15 protein-coding genes, 2 tRNA genes and 2 pseudogenes are annotated in these 18095 nt (G+C 62.9%); 14 read left to right on the forward strand and 5 right to left on the reverse strand.

Annotated elements, in window-relative coordinates:
- The first annotated feature begins 89 nt into the window (after window positions 1–89).
- Both ACX80O_RS03360 and ACX80O_RS03365 read left to right on the forward strand, forming a co-directional pair.
- The gene (locus tag ACX80O_RS03360; protein ID WP_459332534.1) at window positions 90–752 is read left to right on the forward strand and encodes a helix-turn-helix domain-containing protein; all 663 of its coding nucleotides are present in this window, start codon (window positions 90–92) and stop codon (window positions 750–752) included.
- Window positions 739–1869 carry a site-specific integrase gene (locus ACX80O_RS03365; RefSeq protein WP_459332535.1) on the forward strand — a complete coding sequence of 377 codons (1131 nt, stop codon included), beginning with the start codon at window positions 739–741 and terminating at the stop codon, window positions 1867–1869. Before ACX80O_RS03360 ends, ACX80O_RS03365 begins: the two co-directional genes overlap by 14 nt.
- A gap of 60 nt (window positions 1870–1929) precedes the next feature.
- Here ACX80O_RS03365 and ACX80O_RS03370 read toward each other — a convergent pair.
- From ACX80O_RS03370 to tadA, 3 genes are all read right to left on the reverse strand, one after another.
- Window positions 1930–2014, reverse strand: a tRNA-Ser gene (locus tag ACX80O_RS03370).
- 43 nt (window positions 2015–2057) lie between these two features.
- Entirely contained in the window at window positions 2058–2543 is a 486-nt protein-coding gene (locus tag ACX80O_RS03375; protein WP_459305818.1) for a pyridoxamine 5'-phosphate oxidase family protein, read from the reverse strand.
- Window positions 2544–2625: 82 nt separating this feature from the next.
- Entirely contained in the window at window positions 2626–3156 is a 531-nt protein-coding gene (tadA, locus tag ACX80O_RS03380; protein WP_459332536.1) for a tRNA adenosine(34) deaminase TadA, read from the reverse strand.
- A 23-nt stretch (window positions 3157–3179) separates the two neighbouring features.
- Here tadA and upp point away from each other — a divergent pair, with 23 nt between their 5' ends.
- From upp to ACX80O_RS03405, 5 genes are all read left to right on the forward strand, one after another.
- Window positions 3180–3815 carry a uracil phosphoribosyltransferase gene (upp, locus tag ACX80O_RS03385; RefSeq protein WP_459305816.1) on the forward strand — a complete coding sequence of 212 codons (636 nt, stop codon included), beginning with the start codon at window positions 3180–3182 and terminating at the stop codon, window positions 3813–3815.
- A gap of 528 nt (window positions 3816–4343) precedes the next feature.
- Entirely contained in the window at window positions 4344–5183 is an 840-nt protein-coding gene (locus tag ACX80O_RS03390) for a winged helix-turn-helix domain-containing protein (protein WP_459332537.1), read from the forward strand.
- 303 nt (window positions 5184–5486) lie between these two features.
- Window positions 5487–7901 (forward strand): helix-turn-helix transcriptional regulator, encoded by a 2415-nt coding sequence (locus tag ACX80O_RS03395; protein ID WP_459332538.1) that lies wholly within the window; start codon window positions 5487–5489, stop codon window positions 7899–7901.
- On the forward strand, window positions 7898–10510 hold the full coding sequence (locus ACX80O_RS03400; protein ID WP_459305811.1) for a helix-turn-helix transcriptional regulator: 2613 nt from the start codon (window positions 7898–7900) through the stop codon (window positions 10508–10510). The genes ACX80O_RS03395 and ACX80O_RS03400 overlap by 4 nt, the downstream gene beginning before the upstream one ends.
- A gap of 345 nt (window positions 10511–10855) precedes the next feature.
- Window positions 10856–11380: a SixA phosphatase family protein gene (locus tag ACX80O_RS03405; RefSeq protein ID WP_459305809.1), complete on the forward strand. Its 525-nt coding sequence runs from the start codon at window positions 10856–10858 to the stop codon at window positions 11378–11380.
- Here ACX80O_RS03405 and ACX80O_RS03410 read toward each other — a convergent pair.
- The gene (locus tag ACX80O_RS03410) at window positions 11377–12792 is read right to left on the reverse strand and encodes a dihydrolipoyl dehydrogenase family protein (RefSeq protein ID WP_459305807.1); all 1416 of its coding nucleotides are present in this window, start codon (window positions 12790–12792) and stop codon (window positions 11377–11379) included. The genes ACX80O_RS03405 and ACX80O_RS03410 overlap by 4 nt on opposite strands.
- An 84-nt stretch (window positions 12793–12876) precedes the next feature.
- Between ACX80O_RS03410 and ACX80O_RS03415 the strand changes: the two genes are divergently transcribed.
- The 4 genes and pseudogenes from ACX80O_RS03415 (at window position 12877) to rhuM (ending at window position 14443) form a co-directional block, all read left to right on the forward strand.
- Entirely contained in the window at window positions 12877–13107 is a 231-nt protein-coding gene (locus tag ACX80O_RS03415; protein ID WP_459332539.1) for an N-6 DNA methylase, read from the forward strand.
- Window positions 13104–13322: pseudogene (locus ACX80O_RS03420) on the forward strand (N-6 DNA methylase); the annotation flags it as partial. The gene ACX80O_RS03415 and the pseudogene ACX80O_RS03420, both read left to right, overlap by 4 nt.
- 216 nt (window positions 13323–13538) lie before the next feature.
- Window positions 13539–13661 carry a virulence RhuM family protein gene (locus ACX80O_RS03425; RefSeq protein ID WP_459332540.1) on the forward strand — a complete coding sequence of 41 codons (123 nt, stop codon included), beginning with the start codon at window positions 13539–13541 and terminating at the stop codon, window positions 13659–13661.
- Window positions 13662–13696: 35 nt separating this feature from the next.
- Window positions 13697–14443 (forward strand): annotated as a pseudogene (rhuM, locus tag ACX80O_RS03430) (RhuM family protein).
- On the opposite strand, the gene ACX80O_RS03435 reads toward rhuM, so the two are convergent.
- Window positions 14409–14481, reverse strand: a tRNA-Arg gene (locus ACX80O_RS03435). The pseudogene rhuM and the gene ACX80O_RS03435 sit on opposite strands and share 35 nt — an antisense overlap.
- Window positions 14482–14874: 393 nt before the next feature.
- Here ACX80O_RS03435 and ACX80O_RS03440 point away from each other — a divergent pair.
- From ACX80O_RS03440 to ACX80O_RS03450, 3 genes are read left to right on the forward strand one after another with little or no spacing between them, the layout of a single operon-like run.
- Window positions 14875–16704 (forward strand): phosphoenolpyruvate carboxykinase (GTP), encoded by a 1830-nt coding sequence (locus tag ACX80O_RS03440; RefSeq protein ID WP_459332578.1) that lies wholly within the window; start codon window positions 14875–14877, stop codon window positions 16702–16704.
- Window positions 16705–16764: 60 nt separating this feature from the next.
- The gene (locus tag ACX80O_RS03445) at window positions 16765–17292 is read left to right on the forward strand and encodes a PadR family transcriptional regulator (protein ID WP_459332541.1); all 528 of its coding nucleotides are present in this window, start codon (window positions 16765–16767) and stop codon (window positions 17290–17292) included.
- Complete coding sequence (locus ACX80O_RS03450) at window positions 17289–18077, forward strand: alpha/beta fold hydrolase (protein ID WP_459332542.1); 789 nt, start codon at window positions 17289–17291, stop codon at window positions 18075–18077. The genes ACX80O_RS03445 and ACX80O_RS03450 overlap by 4 nt, the downstream gene beginning before the upstream one ends.
- The last annotated feature ends 18 nt before the right edge of the window (window positions 18078–18095 follow it).

Genomic DNA, 18095 nt, shown 5'->3' on the forward strand with positions numbered 1-18095 from the left:
AGTAGACGGAAATTAGTACAACATGAGCAACCATCTATCAAAAGCTAGAAGCATGTCAAGTAGACGAAAAATGGACTAGGCTCAGCTGTGTGAGTAATTCCGAAAAGCTGGCAACGGCGGTTGGCCGGCGCGCAAAGCAGATGCGGTTAGCTGGTGGCCTAACCCTCGAAGATGTAGCTAAAAGAGCAAGTTCGCTGGGTCTTAAATGGACGACGGCTCGCGTGGTCGAGTTCGAGAACGGGAAAAAGCCGTTGGCATTGGCGACCCTGATCATCGTTTGTCAGGCTCTGGCTGCGGAAAACGGACCAGCGCGACTTGCCGATCTGGTACCGGAATCGGGCGATCTTGAAGTGACTCCTGATTTGGTCATTCCGGCTGGGTATATTCGGTCGGCCTTTGCCGGGGAGCAAGTGTTCCTTCCGACCAGTGACGTTAGATCCGGTATGGAGAAGTGGTTCCTGGACACGGTTTCTGGATTGCAAGGACGTGCAGCGAACTGGGAATACGTGCGGGGAAACCAAGGCCTTGTTGATCAACGTGCCGCCAAGAGGTTGGGCATGACCCTTGACGCATTCGCTCAAGAGTGTTTCCTGTTGTGGGGACAGACGCTGGAGGCAGAAAGAGACTCGCGCCGAAGTGAGTTATCAAACGCTCAAACGGCCGGTCGGGTAACTCGCGATTTGCTTCAGGAACTGTCCGATATCCAAGAACGTAGGCGGCTACTGAAGGCGCGCACCAATGGCAACGATTGAGCCGTATCAGACGGCCAACGGGAAACGCTACCGCGTGCGGTACAGGACTCCAGAGCGTCGACAAACAGACAAGCGAGGCTTCAAGACAAAGCGGGATGCGGACAATTTCGCTGCATCCGTTGAAGTTTCCAAGCTCAAAGGTGAATACATAGATCCTGCTGCGGCGAAGGCCACAATCAGTCAACTGGGGCCGGCGTGGCTGGCTAGGCAAACGCATTTGAAGCCATCCGCTTATCGACCGGTTGAGATCGCTTGGCGCATTCACGTCGAACCGGTTTGGGGCGCGAAGGCGGTCGCTGACATTCGCAAAACTGCCGTTCAAACGTGGATCTCAGAGTTGACCAGGGGGGACGGTGGTCAACGGAAACCCAAGAGTGCGACTACGGTGATCCGCGCCTATGGAGTCCTTGCAGCCCTGCTGGACGAATCGGTTGACGACCGACGCATATTGTCTAACCCTGCGCGGGGCGTGAACTTACCGAGGAAGGGTCGGAAAGAGCACGTCTATCTTTCGCACGAGCAGGTGCATGCGCTTGCGGCAGAGTCGAAGCATGGGTCACTCGTTCTGGTCATGGCGTACTGCGGCCTTCGGTGGGGCGAGGCGACTGGGTTGAGGGTCAAAGACCTTGACATGCTCAAACGGCGGCTAAATGTCACTGAGAACGCGGTTGAGGTGGGATCCAAGATTGAGGTGGGGACACCCAAGAATCACAAGAGACGCACTGTGCCATTCCCGAATTTCTTGTCGGTGCCGTTGGCGAAACAGTGCGAAGGTAAAAGCAGGGAGGGCCTGCTGTTTCCAGGCGCTGACGGCGGCTACTTGAAGGCAACGAGAGCTAGCGAGAACAGCCGTGGATGGTTTGCCGGCGCAATAAAACGTTCGGGCATCCCAAAGATAACGCCTCATGATCTGCGACACTCAGCCGCTAGCTTTGCTGTCAGCGCCGGGGCTAACGTTAAGGCGGTACAACGAATGCTGGGACACAGCAGCGCTGCCATGACTCTCGATGTGTATTCCGACTTGTTTGCTGACGACCTCGACGCCGTGGCCGTCGCTCTAGATCAAGCAGTTTCGCAGGCGAGTGTGGGCAAAATGTGGGCAACCTACTCGCAGTAGTTATGGGTAAGGCCTCCGTTTCCCTTGCTATTTCAGGGAAACAGAGGCCTTGCCATTACGCGGTGACGGTGGGATTTGAACCCACGTTGGCTTTCACCAAACAACATTTCGAGTGTTGCACCTTCGGCCGCTCGGACACGTCACCAACGCGACTACTTTACCGGCTGGCGGGCCCAAGGCCCAAAACGCTAGAGCTCAACGACGTCGTTCTTGCCCGGATCGGCGCGCTCGCCGGTGACGAGGCCCTTGGCGATCTTGAACGCTGAGACGATCTTCGGGGAGTCGAGCGTCCAGTACTCGGCGGTGTCCGCGTCGACCTTAATCAAGGCGACCGACGGATCCTCCTTGCCATTCTCGAACCAGGGCTCCACCGAAGCGCTCCACAGTTCGTTGATCTTGGCCGGATCCTTGGTGAGGGATGCGGTGCCGGCGATCGAGACGTAACCCTTGCCGCTGCTGATCGACACGTTCACCTGAGGGTTCGCGCGGATCTCGTCTGCCTTGGGAGAGGGGTCATCAGTGAAGAACCACAGATCGCCGTCGAACTCGGCCTTCTGCACCGCCAGCGGGCGGCTGACCAGCTGGCCTTCGCCGTTGATGGTGGTGAGGATCGCAATGTCAGCGTCCTTCAGCACCTTGTTCAATTCTTTCATGCCGTCCTGCTGCGAGGTCATCGACTACTCCTTCAAACTATGCGGCTCTACCGGATTTAGTCAGCCTACGCACTACTTGCCGCGAACGATACCGGCTCAGCGCCTAGCGAAACTTCCCAGCTGCTGCGCCGGTTCGCCTCGTGCTGCCTTTCCGGGTGGGACGTTGCGACGCGAAGAAGGCCCGTAGCAGGTCGGCACATTCGTCGCCCCGCACCCCGGGAATGACCTCGGTCCAGTGATTGAGCCGCCGTTCCCGCAGGATGTCGAACACCGAGCCCGCGGCGCCCGCCTTGGCATCCCAGGCACCGAACACCACCCGCGGAATGCGGGCCAGCACCGACGCGCCAGCGCACATGGCGCACGGCTCGAGCGTGACGACGAGGGTGCAGCCCTCCAGCCGCCAGCCGCCGACTGCCGCGGCGGCCCGCCGGAGCGCCAGCACCTCCGCGTGAGCGGTGGGATCGCCGGTTGCCTCCCGCTCGTTCCACCCGGTGCCCAGGATTTCGCCTGTCGGACCGACGACGACGGCGCCGATCGGCACATCCGCGGTCGCCAGTGCCCGGCGGGCAGCTTCCAGTGCCAGGGCCATCCACTCGGAATGGAGCGGGTCGGTGGGCGGGGGGTTTGGCGGCATACCCCCAATGATACTTTTGAGCTATGCGCGTACTGGTTGTAGATCATCCCCTTGTGGCTCACAAACTCACCGTCCTGCGGGATAAGAACACTGCATCGCCGGTGTTCCGGCAGTTGACCGAGGAATTGGTCACGTTGCTTGCCTACGAGGCGACCCGCAATGTCCGGGTGGAACCGGTCGAGATCGAAACGCCGGTCACCACCACGATCGGGACCGGGCTCGTCAAGCCCACGCCGCTGGTGGTCCCGATCCTCCGGGCTGGCCTGGGCATGCTGGAGGGCATGACCCGGTTGGTCCCCACTGCCGAGGTGGGCTTCCTGGGCATGGCCCGCAACGAAGAAACCCTCGAGGCGATTACCTACGCCGAACGGCTCCCTGATGACTTGACGGGCCGCCAGATCTTCGTTCTCGATCCGATGCTTGCCACCGGTGGAACCCTGCGCGAGGCGATCAAGTTCCTGTTCAAGCGCGGAGCGGCCGACGTCACCTGCATCTGCCTTCTGGCCGCCCCGGAGGGCCTCGCGGCACTGCAGGCCGAGCTCGAGGACGCCAACGTGACCATCGTGCTTGCGTCAATCGACGAGAAACTGAACGAAAACGCCTATATTGTGCCCGGTCTTGGCGACGCCGGCGATCGCTTGTACGGCGTGGTCGGCTAGTCGCCCCGCTTCTGGCCCCTTCCGGTGAGCAACCCGGACTGCGGGGGTCAACCTCGGCCTGAGTGAGGGGTATGTCGCTCCCCGATGTCTAATTTCCTCACCGGACCGAGGTTCGCGATGGCTGGTGCTCGATCTGCGTGGTACCACTAGACGAATGGTGACGACAGAACATATTCGGTAGACGAACCGGCACATTCGAAGCCTGCTTAGCGACCGCCGAGGACGATCTGTCTAGCAGTCATTTGGCCCTCGCATCGCCTCGCGCAGCATTGTTACTTGTGCGTAAAGGAATGTGACGTGCAATAATTTGTAATGTGTTTACCCACTCATCGGCATCTCCAGTCGCAGCTTCCGCAGCAGGCACGCAGCCTGCCCGTGGAATGCACTGGTGTCGAATGCACGCGTAACGGCATACCCAGACCCGTACGCCCCTTTAGCCCAACGGCGGGCTCCATGAAGCCATCCCGACCGGGCATACCCCCGCATTCGTGCCGTGATGACGGCCATCCACGTAGAGGCAAGCCACACATGTCAGTAGCATCTGGATACGTCCACATTTCCCTCCGTAGTGCGCAGACCCGCGCTAACTCCCAGGGCCGGTCCTACCAACCGAGCCCATCCTTCGTCCCTTACGGCGAAGTCCCGGCACAGGACCAGCCGCCGTCACGGTACCGACCCCTTCAGGCAGTGCCCGGCGCCGTGGATAGCGGCCACCCTGACACGGCGCCAACGCCCGTGGTCACACCCAACGGCGTTCCGGGCCCGCAGTCAGTCTCAGGAGACACCACCGCGCGGGGATTCGTCCTCTACGTCGCTCTGGATGAGGAGACCGCTGCGGATAGCGGCACAACGCTGACCAAATTAGCGCAGGATGTCAGGGCCCATGTTCGGTCACTTGTTCCTCAGGCTCAGAGCCACGCCGCCGTAGCGCTGGCGCCGGCCGACGCGACGGGAAGCGATATCGACGTCGTCCGCCGGGCCCTCGGCGATCCGACAGTCACACGCCGTGCTCCGGCGCAATCAGCGCTGCCCGCCGCACCGCGCCCGACCGGCGTTCTCATTGACCTGTCCCGCCGGGAAGTTCACCTCGACGGCGACACCCTGAACCTCACGTTCAAGGAGTTTGAACTCCTGAACTACCTGGTCGAAAATGCGAGCCGCACTGTTGGCCGGGAGGAACTCCTCAGCGGACTGTGGCGCGACGCCGAAGAGGTGCCCAACGAACGCACCATCGACGTCCACATCCGTCGGTTGCGCTCAAAGCTCGGTCGCTTAGCTAACACCGTCAGGACGGTCAGGGGACAGGGCTACCGGTTCTACGAGCACCCCGAAGTGATTGTCTGGGCGGCACCGGAATACTCCATCTAATCGGCCTCGACCGGCTGCATTCGACGGGTAAAGGGCCAGCCTCCGTGTAGTGGGCGAAACGCCAGTAGTAGTTGCTGGCATTTGGCCATCCCGTCATCGGGGTGACTGTTGGATGCCAGTCCTCCCCCCATCAGATGCGCCAGGTGACCAGTGGCTGTAGAAGCGGACGATTTCACTACTCCCTGCGCCCCGGCGGGTGTTGGGGTTAATATGTAACGAAGCGGTAGTAGTTGCCAGTTTCCCATTCGAGCACTCGCCACATTGGGGACAGGTATGACTAGTGACAGAACCCGAGGCCAGTTGATGACACAACTGGAGGAGCTGCTCAGGCGTGGGGTGTCAGTGGTGGTCGAGGGCCAGTTTGGGTCCGGAAAGACTGAATCACTCAGGGTGGCAGCGCGGGCGCTAGAGCCCGACAGGAACATCGTCCGCCTCCGAGGGACGCCCAGGGGTAGCCAAACCGCCTATCTGGCATTAGGAGATCTCGTCGGGTTCGGTACCGGGGGAGTCCCCCACCCAGCGACCGTCTTCGCGCTGCTTTCCGCCCGGCTTCATGAGCTTGCTGCGGACCGCCCGGTGATTCTCCTTATCGACAACTTCGATTTCCTCGATCCGCAGACCAGGGCCCTATGCACCATGGTGCTGGACCTGCCTTCGGTCACGTTGCTGGTTTCCTGCAACCGGGTCGACGACAGCCCTGAGATCAGAGCTGCAGTGAACAGCGGGGCAATGGAACCACTCACCCTCACCGCGTTGTCTGTCGAAGAGGGCAGAGCTGTCATCGAACGATTTCTGGGCGGAGAGGTCTCCACTTCAGTTGCCAACTCACTTCACGCGCATTCCCGAGGCAACGGGCGAATCCTGACGATGCTCGCCGCCCACGCTCGGGAGAACGGCAACATTGCTCACGTGGACGGACTGTGGCGGACCACCGCCCACTATGCCGAGCCCTTCACCAGTGGTTCCCTCCGCAGCGGGCTGGCAGTCCTGTATTCACGACTTAATGCCGACGAGCGGGCCGCACTTGAGGTGCTAGCCGCCGCTGGCTCCGTCCACATTGATGTGCTGGCACGCCATTGCGACATGCAGGCCCTGGAGCGTCTGCAGCGCGAAGGGATGGTGGAGGCCCGCGACGGGGGGAACACCTACTGGCTGCACAGCAAGGGCCTGGCCCACATTCTGCGTCAGACGCTGGGCAACGCCAGAAGCCGTGAAGTATGGGCGACCATCGTTGAACCCGGAATGTCGCAACGCGGAGCGCGGCCGCCCGGCGCCAACATCGTGTGGGCACTCCAACGCGGCATCGAGGTCAAAGACTCGGCCCTGCTCGCCGCCGCCGACGACGCTTTACGCGCCTATTCGCCGCGCATCGCCCTCGACCTGGTTTCCGCTGTGAAGAGGCGAACCGGGCTGTCGGTCCGCATGCGGGCGGAGGCTCATTGGTTCCTGGGGCAGGTCGAGGAGGGGCAGCGCGTGCTGACCCGTCAGACCCGGGCGTCAGAGGCGCCCACCGCACCGGCCGCGGATGAAGCGGCGCTGAGCCGGCTGGTGCGGTCGGTCTTCGCTTCCCGGGGGGCTGCGGCGGAGGACGTGGCGGGGGACGCGGTGGCGCAACTACTGGCCCACCGGCGGACCGGGAACTACCGCGCAATGCTCGAGCTGTATCGCACCATCACTCTCCCCGTGAGTTTAGAGTCCCGCTACCTGGTCACCATGCTCGCCGCGGAGGCCTACGCGGCCTGCGGCGATTCGGCACGCGCCCGCCTCCTGACCATCGAATACGGGCTGGTCGCTGGAACCGTGCGGTCCGCCGTCGTGCGGGAAATCGGGGAGACGGCCCTCTACCGGGTGCTGTTCCTTAACGGTGAATGGCGGGTTCTCAGCGACCTTCTCACGCAGAACATACTGCGCCGACCGGGCCGCTTGCTGTTTGGTGAGCAGTCGACCCTGTTGTTTCCCCGGCTGATCGCCCGGGAGCCGCGGGCCGGCGTCGTCGGCGGCGAGCAGAGCACGGCGAGCTCCGCCGACCTGTTCGGATGGTTCCTTGAACGGTGCGCCGACCTGTTCACTGTTTACGACACGGTTGATCACATGGTCACCCAGTTCAAGGAATTGGCGGGCGACCGGCGGCTTACCGGCCTGTTTGGGTTGCAGTTGTTCGCGCTCGGTTCCCTGGTGCTGCTGCAGGGTGAGGGCGACACCGATCCCAGCTCGGGCGATGACTTTAATGAGCTGGACCTCAAGCGCCTTGATCGGTGTGCCAGGTCGACGACGGGCGCGCTCGCCCGCCAGCTTGGCCTGCTGGCCGACGGACTGTTGACTGGGGAGCCTGCCACGCTGGTGCGGGCAGCGCAGGGTGCGGCCAGGCAAGGAAACACTGGGCTGTCGACGGTTGCGGCGACCCTGGCATCACGCACGGCGGGGCGGATCAGGCAGCCGGAGATCCAGCGCGCCGCCCAGGAGTTGGTGCCCGGCTCCGAGGCGCGGCCGGAGATGCCGGCGGATACGGAGATGCTGACCCGGCGTGAACGTCAGGTGGTTGACCTAGCCATGTCCAGCAGTAAGAACTCCGAGATCGCCGCAGCGCTGGGCATCTCTCCGCGGACCGCCGAGCGTCATGTGCAGAACGCGTACCGGAAGTTAGGTGTCTCAACCCGCGAGCAGTTACGTCGGACGCTCCAGCCGTCCGACGACGCCACCGAATCGGGCGGGGTATGAACACCTCGTCCCCCGACGGTGAGCGCCAACGAAGCGCCCTTGACGAAGTTCTTGATGCCGCGGGACAGGAACTGGTAACGTCCCGCTCCGGGGGCCTGCTCCTCACCACGTCAACGGTCTTCGGCGGAGACTTCCTGCTCGCGCGCATGCTGGCGTCGGCGGATCCGTTTTACACGGTCGGTGTGCAGGGAACCGAGTCATTCGCGGGTCTGGCTTATGCCCCGCTGGCCCCGCTCCTCCAGGATTCGCCGGACATCGACTTCAGCTCCGAGATGGAGGTGCTCTCCGCGGTGCGTGACCGCATCCAGCGCCTCTCGGAGGGAAAGAGTTGCGTGGTGGTGGTGCGTGGTCCCGAACACCTTGATACGGCGAGCATCGCCGTACTGACGCGCCTCGCCGAATCCCCCACCATCGGATTGCTGATCCGTTGTGGCCCCCGGAGCCAGCTTCCGCTGGACCTTGAACTCTCCCTGGCAGACGGTTTCATCGAGGAAGTCATGATCCCAGTGCTGGGGCCCGCGGACATCAAGGGGTACTTCGCCTCCATCCTCGGCGCGACGCTCCCGATGCTGTCCAGCATCCTGGTGCGCGACGCGATCGGCGGAAGCCCAGTCTTGCTGGAATTGGTGACACGGGACAGGGATTTGGAGGATCTGATCCACCTGCGCGACGGCGTCTGGATTCTGCCGCGCGAGCTGCGCCTGACCGATCGGATTGCTGAACGGATCTTCAGCCTGATCGCCGACTATGGGCCCGAGGAGACTGACGTCCTCCTGACCGTTGCGCTCGCCCACCAGATACCCGTCGACGTGGCAGTCGAACTGTGGGGTGCGGAGCCTATCAACGCCCTGCTGCTGGAGGGCGCCCTGTCCCATGCGGAGGACGCTGGTCAGATCTGGCTGCGCGCCGCGCCACCAATCCTGGGGGCCGCCATCAGGCAGCGGGTTGAGCCCTTCCGGTCGCGTCGGCTCTGGGACAACGTCCACGAGCACCTCACGGATCTCACCAACACGCCGGGCATTATTCTCCGGGTGATGTGGAGGCTGTCAGTGGGCGTCGCAGTCGATGACACCGAAGTGCTCACGGCTGCCGCCATGGCCAATCGTCTCGACCAGCCGGACACCGCCGACTTTCTGCTGCACCTGCTGCCGTCCGACGTCGCAACGGACCCGGCCGGTCTGGCCGCGGCCGCCGAACTGCAGCGGGCCCGCGCCGAGTTCTATGACGGGCGAACTGACCTTGCGCTGCCCCGACTCCGACGCCTAGTCCTCAGCGACCTGGAACCGGAGATCATGACCTCGGTAGTCCACTTCACGTTTCAGATCAATCTCGCCACCGGGATGGGTGCGTCAGCGCTCACCCAAGCGGTCCGACGGCGGGCTGAGGTCGACCCCGCCGGGGACACCTTCGAGAGCTCGTTGATCACCCGGCTCGGTCGTGAGCTGCAACAACTTGCAGCTGGGACCGTCCCCGAACGGCCTGTCGTGGAGGTGGTCGGCGTGCCGAATGAGACCAGGGAGGCAGTCTGCTGGCACCTCGTTGCTGGTGAACTCCAGTACCGTCGCGGAGATCTTTCGGCTGCGGCCGAAGAACTGGGGCTGGCCCTTGACCTCGTCCTTATTCATGAGCCGCTGCGCAACTACGGCGGATACATCCTGGTCCGGCTGATGCTCCTCCTGGCCGGAGGTGGCTATTGGGAGGACCTGGCAGCCCTGCAAGCCAAGGTCGCGGACGGTAGGGCGCCCTGGGTCAAACGGTTCATTGGTTTCTGGGAGCTGATCGAGGGCCTGACAGCATTGCGTCGCGGCCGGCCGCTGAGCGCGCTGACCCACTTCGGGACAGCAGTTGTTGTCCTCCGTGAACGGGACATCAAGCGGTTCAGGCCGCTCGCCACTGCGCTTGCCGCATACACCTCCTGGCTCATTGGCGACGCGCGTCTGGGAAACTACGTGGCGGAGTACCGCCGGCTCACCCACCTGGGGCCGCCCGAACGCAGGATGCTTGCCGAAGCCTATATGGCTGTAGTGGGCGATTCGGCCGGGTCATCGACGCGTCAGCCGACCACGGTGACGCCTGAGGCAGCGAATCCCCAGATCCGTGCTGAACTCAGTGTGCTTGAGGTGCAGGCCGGTGTGGCTGGGGCCATCGACGTCGCCATCGCACAGACTGCCGGGCTCGCCGACCCGCGCGCGCAGGGCCTACAGGCGGTGCTGTCCGCGCTCGCCGGGGGGAGCGCCGCCGACCTGGTTGCGGCCGCCGAGCTGTGCCTTGATCGCGGTCAGGAGTTACTGGTTCCAGTGTGCCTCGGGGTGCTGCTGACCCAGACTCCGGGGTCGAAGGGCAAGGTGGTCCGCAGCGCGTCGAAGCTGTTGGCGCTACTTGATCCTGAACTGCAACGCCTCCACCCACAACTGGCAGCGCTCCGGCAGGCCACCAGACTCACCCCGCGCGAGACGACTATAGCCGCGGACATCGCAGCCGGAAAGACTGCCAAACAGATCGCCAAAGAGCTTGGGGTATCGATCAGAACGGTGGATGGTCACGTGGAAAGTATTCTTACGAAGCTGGGATTGCCTTCGCGCAAGGACATCCGAAAGCGAACCAAGTAGTCATGGTCTGCAAGACGAGTAGTAACTACGTACCAATTACTCAAAGTCGGGTAGTACCTGCGTAGTGGTTGTTGGGGGTTCGCAGCATAGGTTGATTGCAGGGAAGAAACTCCCAGGTCGGTGCGGACATTAGCACTGAAGCATAGAGCCGGAGGCGGCTGAGGGACTCCCCAACGAACCTCGCCGCCTCCGCCTCTGCCAGTCTGGGTGGCATCGACCGAAGCGGAACACCGACCGCTGACCCACAGATCGGGGCGGTTTCCCGGGGCGAGAGCCGGGAAACCGCTCTTTCTGTTGGCCCCGCAGCGTGACCATCCTGCAGGAAAAACCCCATAGACTTCGGCCATGGCATCCCACCACCTCAAACGGCTCATGTTGCTGCGTCACGCCAAATCCGAGTGGCCCCGCAACGTCGAGGATTTCGAGCGCCCCTTGAGTACCCGCGGACACCGGGACGCTCCGCTACCTGGCCAGTGGATGGTGGAGAACGACGCCGTTCCGGACCTCATTCTCTGCTCCTCCGCCCTCCGGACCCGCCAGACCTGTACCTGGATCTGCTATGAACTAGGGGACAAGGCTCCAACCCCCAAACTTGAAGAGCGGCTGTACTCGGCCCCCGCAACGACCATCCTGTCGCTGGTCAATCGCGTTCCGGAAACGGTCACCAGCCTCCTCGTGATCACTCACATGCCCGGAGTCCAGGAGTTGGCGATGCGCCTGGCCTCGGTGGACTCCGACGAGGGTGCGGTGATGGATATGGCAACCCACTACCCGACGTCGGGCCTGTCAGTTCTGCAGCACGATCGGCGCTGGGCGGAACTGGACGGGCGCGACGCCGTGATGACGGACTTCGTGGTGCAGCGAGCCTAAAGGCCGTACTGTTCGAGGAGCCGCAACCAGACCTCGCTGATGGTCGGGTAGGCGGGTACCGCATGCCACAACCGGTCCAGGGGAACTTCCCCGGCAATCGCGATGGTCGCGGCGTGCAGGAGTTCAGCGACGTCCGGGCCAGCGAAGGTCATGCCGATGAGGACCTTCCGGTCCTCATCGACCACCATCTGTGCCCACCCCTGATATCCGTCGGAATGTAGTGCCGACCCGGCCACAGCGATCTCCAGGGACGTTTCGCTGACGTTGAGGCCCGCGTCCTGCCCCTGCTTCAGGGTTCTGCCGGTCATGGCGATCTCGGGGTCGGTGAAAACTACCTGCGGGACGGCGTATTGGTCGGCGGTGGCCGCGTAGGCGCTCCAGTCCTGGACCGTGTTCCCGAGGGTCCCGGCCGCGCGCGCCGCGATCGCCGAACCGGTGATTCGGGCTTCATATTTCCCTTGGTGCGTGAGTAGGACCTTGCCCGCCGCGTCACCGACCGCGTAGAGCCAGCCGGCGCCCTGCACCCGGCCCGACGGGTCGATGACCAGCTTCGTGGGGTCAAGGTCGAACTTTTCCAGTCCCAGGTCAGCAAGGGCAGGACGACGCCCGGTGGAGACCAGGAGCTTTTCCGCGGTTACCGTGGCGCCACCGTCAAGGGAAACCGTTACCGTGCCATCACCCGACTGCCGCACCGATTCGGTGGCTGTGTCGGTCAGGACCTCGACGCCGTCGTTCTCCAAGCCCTTCCGCACCAGCTCCCCCGCGGGTTTGGGGTAGTTGGAGAGAAGGCCGCCCCGGGCGATGATGGTCACCTTTGCGCCCAGGCGGGCGAAGGCCTGCGCCAGTTCGGCGCCCGCAACACCGCCGCCCAGAACCGCGAGCGACGACGGCACGAGGGCTGCCGAGGTTGCTTCCCGTGTGCCCCAAAAGTCGACGGCGTCCAGGCCATCAATCGGGGGGATTATGGGGGAGGAGCCGGTGGCAAGGACAACGGCAATCCGCGCCCGGAGGGAAGTCACGCCGTCGTCGCGGGTCACCTCAACCGAACGCTCACCCGTGAGCCGGGCCGTTCCACGGACGAGGGTGATCCCGCTCTCGCTGACCCAGTCGGCTTGCGAAGCATCGTCCCAGTTGGAAGTGAATTGGTTGCGCCGCTCCAATACCTGCTCGACATCAAGCGAGCCCGTGGCCGCCTCCCGTGCGCCGGCAACTGTTGTTGCTGCTTTCAGGGCGGTGCCCGGGCGGAGGAGGGCTTTGGACGGCATGCAGGCCCAGTACGAGCATTCTCCACCCACCAATTCCGCTTCTATCAGCGCTGCCGACAGCCCCGCCTGCACCACGCGATCCGCCACATTTTCGCCGACAGCGCCGGCACCGATCACGATTACGTCGAAGTCTTCAGAGTTGGTCATGCTTTGAGCTTTTCACTGCTGCCGCAGCGGGGCAACCTCTGCCGGTGGTTAGACACACGTAATTGACACGTAACGGCCTTCATTTTGCACATGATCGAATCAGCACGACGACGACGACGACGGCGGCGGACCGGCCGGGTTGCGTTGATTGTTCCGCACGGCGTGTTGCTCCGAGCTGGCTCCGAAAGACGCATCAAGAAGTCGCTGATCGAGGAAAACCTGCTGGACACGGTGGTGGGACTGCCGGCGAACCTGTTCACCACCACCGGCATTCCCGTCGCCATCCTCATCCTTGACCGTTCGCGTGAAAAATAGGGGGCTCCAGTGAGGGCCGAGACGATGTCCTGTGCATTGATGCCAGCCGGGACTTTACCGCGATCGAGGCCCGGAGCCTGCTCGATGAGGAACACCATAAGCGGATCGTTGAGACTTACCGCGGCCGGACGGAATCTGAAGGGTACTCGCGCCTAGTACCCCGCGAGGAGATCAGCGAGAACGATTTCAACCTCAACATCTCGCGCTGCATTGGCACCCTTGCGGCCGAGTCTGAGATTGACGTAGCCGCCGTGCAGAGTGAGATCGAGCAGATCGAAGCCGAGCTGGTGGAAATTCGTGCCCGCATGGCCGGCTACCTGAAGGAGTTGGGTCTAGATGACTGAACAAGGGGGCGGAGAGGGTGGCATAGCTGGTGAACCGGTGCTCTACACGAGCGACGACGGTCAGGTGCACGTGCAGGTGCGGCGTGGTTGACGCAGCGCGGAATTACTGAGCTGTTCGGGAAGGATGTGCGCATCATCAACGAGCACATCCAGAACGTCATCACCGAGGCGAGGTGGATTTCAACGCAATTATCCGGAAATTCCGGATAGTTCAAAACGAGGGCGATCGTGAGGTTGCGCGTGAGATGGAGCATCACAACCGCAATGTCATTTTTGCCGTCGGCTACCGGGTGCGTTCGGCCCGCGGTGTGCAGTTCCGCCGGTGGGCCACCACCGTACTGAGTGAGTACTTGGTCAAGGGCTTCGCCATGGACGATGCCGAGCTCAGGGATGCCAAGCAGTGGCATTACTTTGACGAGTGCCTCGGACGCATCCGGGACATTCGTGTCTGCGAGAAGCGCTTCTACCAAAAGGTGCTGGACCTCTAAGCCCCCGCCGCTGACTACGACCCGAAGCCGGATGGTGCGAGTGTCTTCTTCAAGGCGGTGCAGAACAAGAGGCTGTGGGCAGTGACCGGCAAGACGGCAGCCGAGCTTATCGAGAACCGGAGTGACTCCGGTTGCACCCAACATGGGACTGACCAACTGGGCTGGCGGCCGAGTGCGCGAAGGCGACGTAGTCACGGGCAAAACTACCTGACGAGCGAAGAACTGGAGGCGCTGAACAGCATCGACACCATGTACCTAGACTTCGCTGAGGACCAAGCTAAGCGACGCCACGTCGTTGCCATGGCCGATTGGAAGGACAAGCTGGATGCCTTTCTGCAATTCAACGGGCACGAACGCAGACGAAGCGGACTCCGCTGGACGGCACTACGCCCGGATCAAAGGCGGACCGGATCGTCAGTGCCATGGAATAAGAAGAGCTCCTCACCCGGAGGTGAGGAGCTCTCAACTGTGCGCGCGAAGGGACTCGAACCCCCAACCTCCTGATCCGTAGTCAGGTGCTCTATCCATTGAGCTACGCACGCATTGCCGCTGTATTAATCCGTGCCACGTCTCAATTTGGGACGTGACACGACCTATTGGCCTTGAATAACTTTACCGCTCTTGCCGATTTACGCCTAATTCGAGGTGAAGCGAGTTGCCCGGCTGGCTGCGGCACCGCTGAACCGTCTGGCGTAGACTAGACCGGTCTACGTGTCCTTAATCACATTGTAGCCCCTTGACAGCGCTCGGTCGCCGTGGATTCTAGGGAAATACCCCCATAAACCCGAGCTTGGACCGGGTGGTGGTGCCCCGGCCGCGAGTGAGAAGGACCATAGCATCGTTACACCACCCACCCAACGAAGGGACATGTTATGGGCGATCCTGTACGCCAACTGGTTGATCACAAGAACCTTGACGCAACCGATCAGAGCGGCATGCCTGTCGTGCGAGTCGGCGGGTCACAGACTCCGGCACCGACCACCCATGCAGGATTACTCGCCTGGGTTCAGGAAGTTGCCGACATGGTTCAGCCGGACCGGGTGTATTGGGTCGACGGATCCGAGGCTGAAAACAAGGCGTTGACTGACGAACTGGTTGACGCGGGAACGCTTCGGCGACTCAACCCCGAGACGTTCCCCAACTCATTCGCCGCGTTCTCCGACCCAGCCGATGTAGCCCGGGTCGAGGAGCAGACCTTCATCTGCTCGCGGAACGAGCGCGATGCCGGGTTCACCAACAACTGGATGGACCCCGACCAGATGAAGGAGAAGCTGCGGGGCCTTTTCACTGGAGCCATGCGCGGACGCACCATGTACGTGATCCCCTTCGTAATGGGTCATCTGGATGCGGCCAATCCCAAATTTGGCGTGGAAATCACGGACAGCGGGTATGTCGTTAGCTCCATGCGCATCATGGCCAACATCGGCACCGAGGTGCTGGCGCGGATGACCGAACTGAACGCCGAGTACGTGCCGGCACTGCACTCCCTGGGCGCTCCTCTTGCCGAGGGTGATAATGACGTGCCCTGGCCTTGCAACGCGGATAAGTGGATTGTGCACTTCCCCGAAGAGCGTTCCATCTGGTCCTTCGGGTCGGGGTACGGCGGCAACGCACTGCTGGGCAAGAAATGCTATGCGCTGCGGATCGCCTCGGTAATGGCGCGCGACGAGGGCTGGCTGGCGGAGCACATGCTGATCCTCAAGCTCACCTCGCCCGAGCACAAGACCTACTACGTGTCGGCGGCGTTTCCGTCCGCCTGCGGCAAGACCAATCTCGCCCTGCTGGATCCGACCATCGAGGGGTGGAAGGTCGAGACGCTCGGCGACGACATCACCTGGATGCGCGTCGGTGATGAGGGCGAGCTGCGCGCCATCAATCCTGAGGCCGGCCTGTTCGGCGTCGCGCCGGGCACAGGCTGGCTCACCAACCCCAACGCGATGCGCGCCATCGCGAAGGGCAATTCCATCTTCACCAACGTCGCGCTGACCGACGACGACGGCGTGTGGTGGGAGGGAATGACCGCCGAGGTGCCTGATCACCTCACCGATTGGCAGGGGAATGAGTGGACGCCGTCGTCGGACAAGACCGCAGCTCACCCGAACGCGCGGTTCTGCACCCCAATTGACCAGATCGACATGCTCGCCGACGAATTCAACAACCCGGACGGTGTCGAGATCTCGGCCATCCTCTTCGGCGGTCGACGGAAGACCACCGTTCCCCTGGTCACCCAGTCCCGCGATTGGGTCAACGGCATCTTCATGGGGTCCACCCTGTCCTCCGAGACGACAGCAGCAGCCGCAGGCGAGGTGGGTCGGGTGCGCCGCGATCCGATGGCCATGCTTCCGTTTATTGGGTACGACGCCGGCGACTACCTGCGCCACTGGATCACCCTGAGCAGCAAGGCAGATCAGGAACGCTTGCCGAAGATTTTCCTGGTGAACTGGTTCCGTCGGACCGCCGACGGCGGGTTCGCCTGGCCTGGTTTCGGCGAGAACTCGCGGGTCATGAAGTGGGTTATCCAACGGCTTGAGGGTACTGCCGAGGCCGTGGAGACGCCGATCGGCTTCGTCCCGACCGGGGATTCGCTCGATCTGACCGGGCTGGACATGACACCCGAAGAGGTGAATGCTGCGGTGCGGGTCGACCCCGAGGAGTGGGCCGCCGAACTGAAGGGTATCGACGCGTGGTACTCACAGTTCGGGGAGTCCCTCCCGGCCGAGCTTGAGGATCAGCTGCGGGGGCTCAAGGCGCGGTTCGCCGTCTAGCTTTATAGTAGACCACACTCCTAGTAGACACATCTACTAGGAGTGTGGTCTACTATTCGCATGATTCTTTCCTGCGTAATTCTGGGAATGCTGGCTGTCGCCCCAATGACGGGGTACGACCTCAAGAAGCGCTTCGATACGAGCGTCAATCACTTCTGGTCAGCGGACAAAGCGCAGATCTACCGCACCCTCAGCCGGCTGGTCGCTGACGGGCTCGCCAAGGTAGTGACGGTCCGTCAGGTTGGTCTGCCGGACCGGCAAGAGCACCACATCACCGACGCCGGCAGGGTCGCTCTCACCGAATGGCTCGTCTCCGCACCGGACCCGCACCGCGAACGGGATCCTTTCCTGGCACGGATCTTCTTCGCCGGAACTCTTGAACGCCACCACGTTCTCACCCTGATTGCCGAGCGGAGGCTGGCCGCGGAAGAGTTGCTGACCGGGCTGGTGGCCCAGTCGGTGCCTCCAGGCGGCGGCGCTGCTCAGGACCGTGAGCGGTACCTGAGGTTCGCCACGCTGGGGAATGGGATCACCCATGTACAAGCCGAGCTGCGGTGGCTTGACGAGGTCGAAAAGGACCTACCGTGAACACTCCCTCATTCCCGGTGCTGCACCCCGGGACAGGCGTCTCTTCCGGATCCGTCGTCTTCCTGCACGGGGGCAACGTAGCGAACTGGATGTGGCAGCCTCAGGTCGAGGCTCTGCCGGACTATCGGGTCATTACCCCCGACCTGCCGGGCTTTGGCGCCCGCACCACCGAGCGCTGGATCAGCCTGGACCAGACAGCGGACGGGGTGGCCGACCTGATCCTGGCCGAGGCCGACGGGCCGGTACACCTGGTGGGGCTGTCCTTGGGAGGGATGGTCGCCCTACGGCTGCTGGCCAGGCACCCGCAGTTGGTGGCCAGTTCGATAGTGAGCGGCGCTCCCGCCCTCGGCATCGGCGGCGTTATTGGCGCCGCTTCCTGGGTACAGCTTCGATGCTGGGACTACACATGGTTTTGGGATCTGCAGGCTCGGGCCTTCCGACTGCCGCCAGACAGCTACCACCTGTTCGTTGAGCACGGCCTCAGCATGGACAGTGCCAACGCCCGTCGCATGATGGCCGAGGTGTTTGCCGGCGGGCTGCCTGCAGGGTTGGCAGGCTACCCGGGCCGGCTGCTTGTGCTGGCAGGGAGTAGGGAACCCCGTGCGGTGAAGGGTGCTCTGCCCGCGGTTGCCCGCGCGGTACCCAATGGTGTGGCGGCGGTTGTTCCCGGGATGCACCACGTGTGGAATATCGAAGACACCGCCCTGTTCAACGAGGTGGTGCGCCGGTGGATCGACGGGTCGGTGCATCCCGGCCTCGCCGTGTCCCAGGCTCGTCCCGACTAGGCGATCCTCCCTGCCAGT

The organism is Arthrobacter glycogeni (assembly GCF_054511155.1).

Coding starts and splice junctions, on each gene's coding strand:
- ACX80O_RS03365 (WP_459332535.1), top strand. CDS start 739: ATGGCAACGATTGAGCCGTATCAGACGGCCAACGGGAAACGCTACCGC.
- ACX80O_RS03375 (WP_459305818.1), bottom strand. CDS start 2,543: ATGACCTCGCAGCAGGACGGCATGAAAGAATTGAACAAGGTGCTGAAG.
- tadA (WP_459332536.1), bottom strand. CDS start 3,156: ATGCCGCCAAACCCCCCGCCCACCGACCCGCTCCATTCCGAGTGGATG.
- upp (WP_459305816.1), top strand. CDS start 3,180: ATGCGCGTACTGGTTGTAGATCATCCCCTTGTGGCTCACAAACTCACC.
- ACX80O_RS03390 (WP_459332537.1), top strand. CDS start 4,344: ATGTCAGTAGCATCTGGATACGTCCACATTTCCCTCCGTAGTGCGCAG.
- ACX80O_RS03395 (WP_459332538.1), top strand. CDS start 5,487: ATGACACAACTGGAGGAGCTGCTCAGGCGTGGGGTGTCAGTGGTGGTC.
- ACX80O_RS03400 (WP_459305811.1), top strand. CDS start 7,898: ATGAACACCTCGTCCCCCGACGGTGAGCGCCAACGAAGCGCCCTTGAC.
- ACX80O_RS03405 (WP_459305809.1), top strand. CDS start 10,856: ATGGCATCCCACCACCTCAAACGGCTCATGTTGCTGCGTCACGCCAAA.
- ACX80O_RS03410 (WP_459305807.1), bottom strand. CDS start 12,792: ATGACCAACTCTGAAGACTTCGACGTAATCGTGATCGGTGCCGGCGCT.
- ACX80O_RS03440 (WP_459332578.1), top strand. CDS start 14,875: ATGCCTGTCGTGCGAGTCGGCGGGTCACAGACTCCGGCACCGACCACC.
- ACX80O_RS03445 (WP_459332541.1), top strand. CDS start 16,765: ATGATTCTTTCCTGCGTAATTCTGGGAATGCTGGCTGTCGCCCCAATG.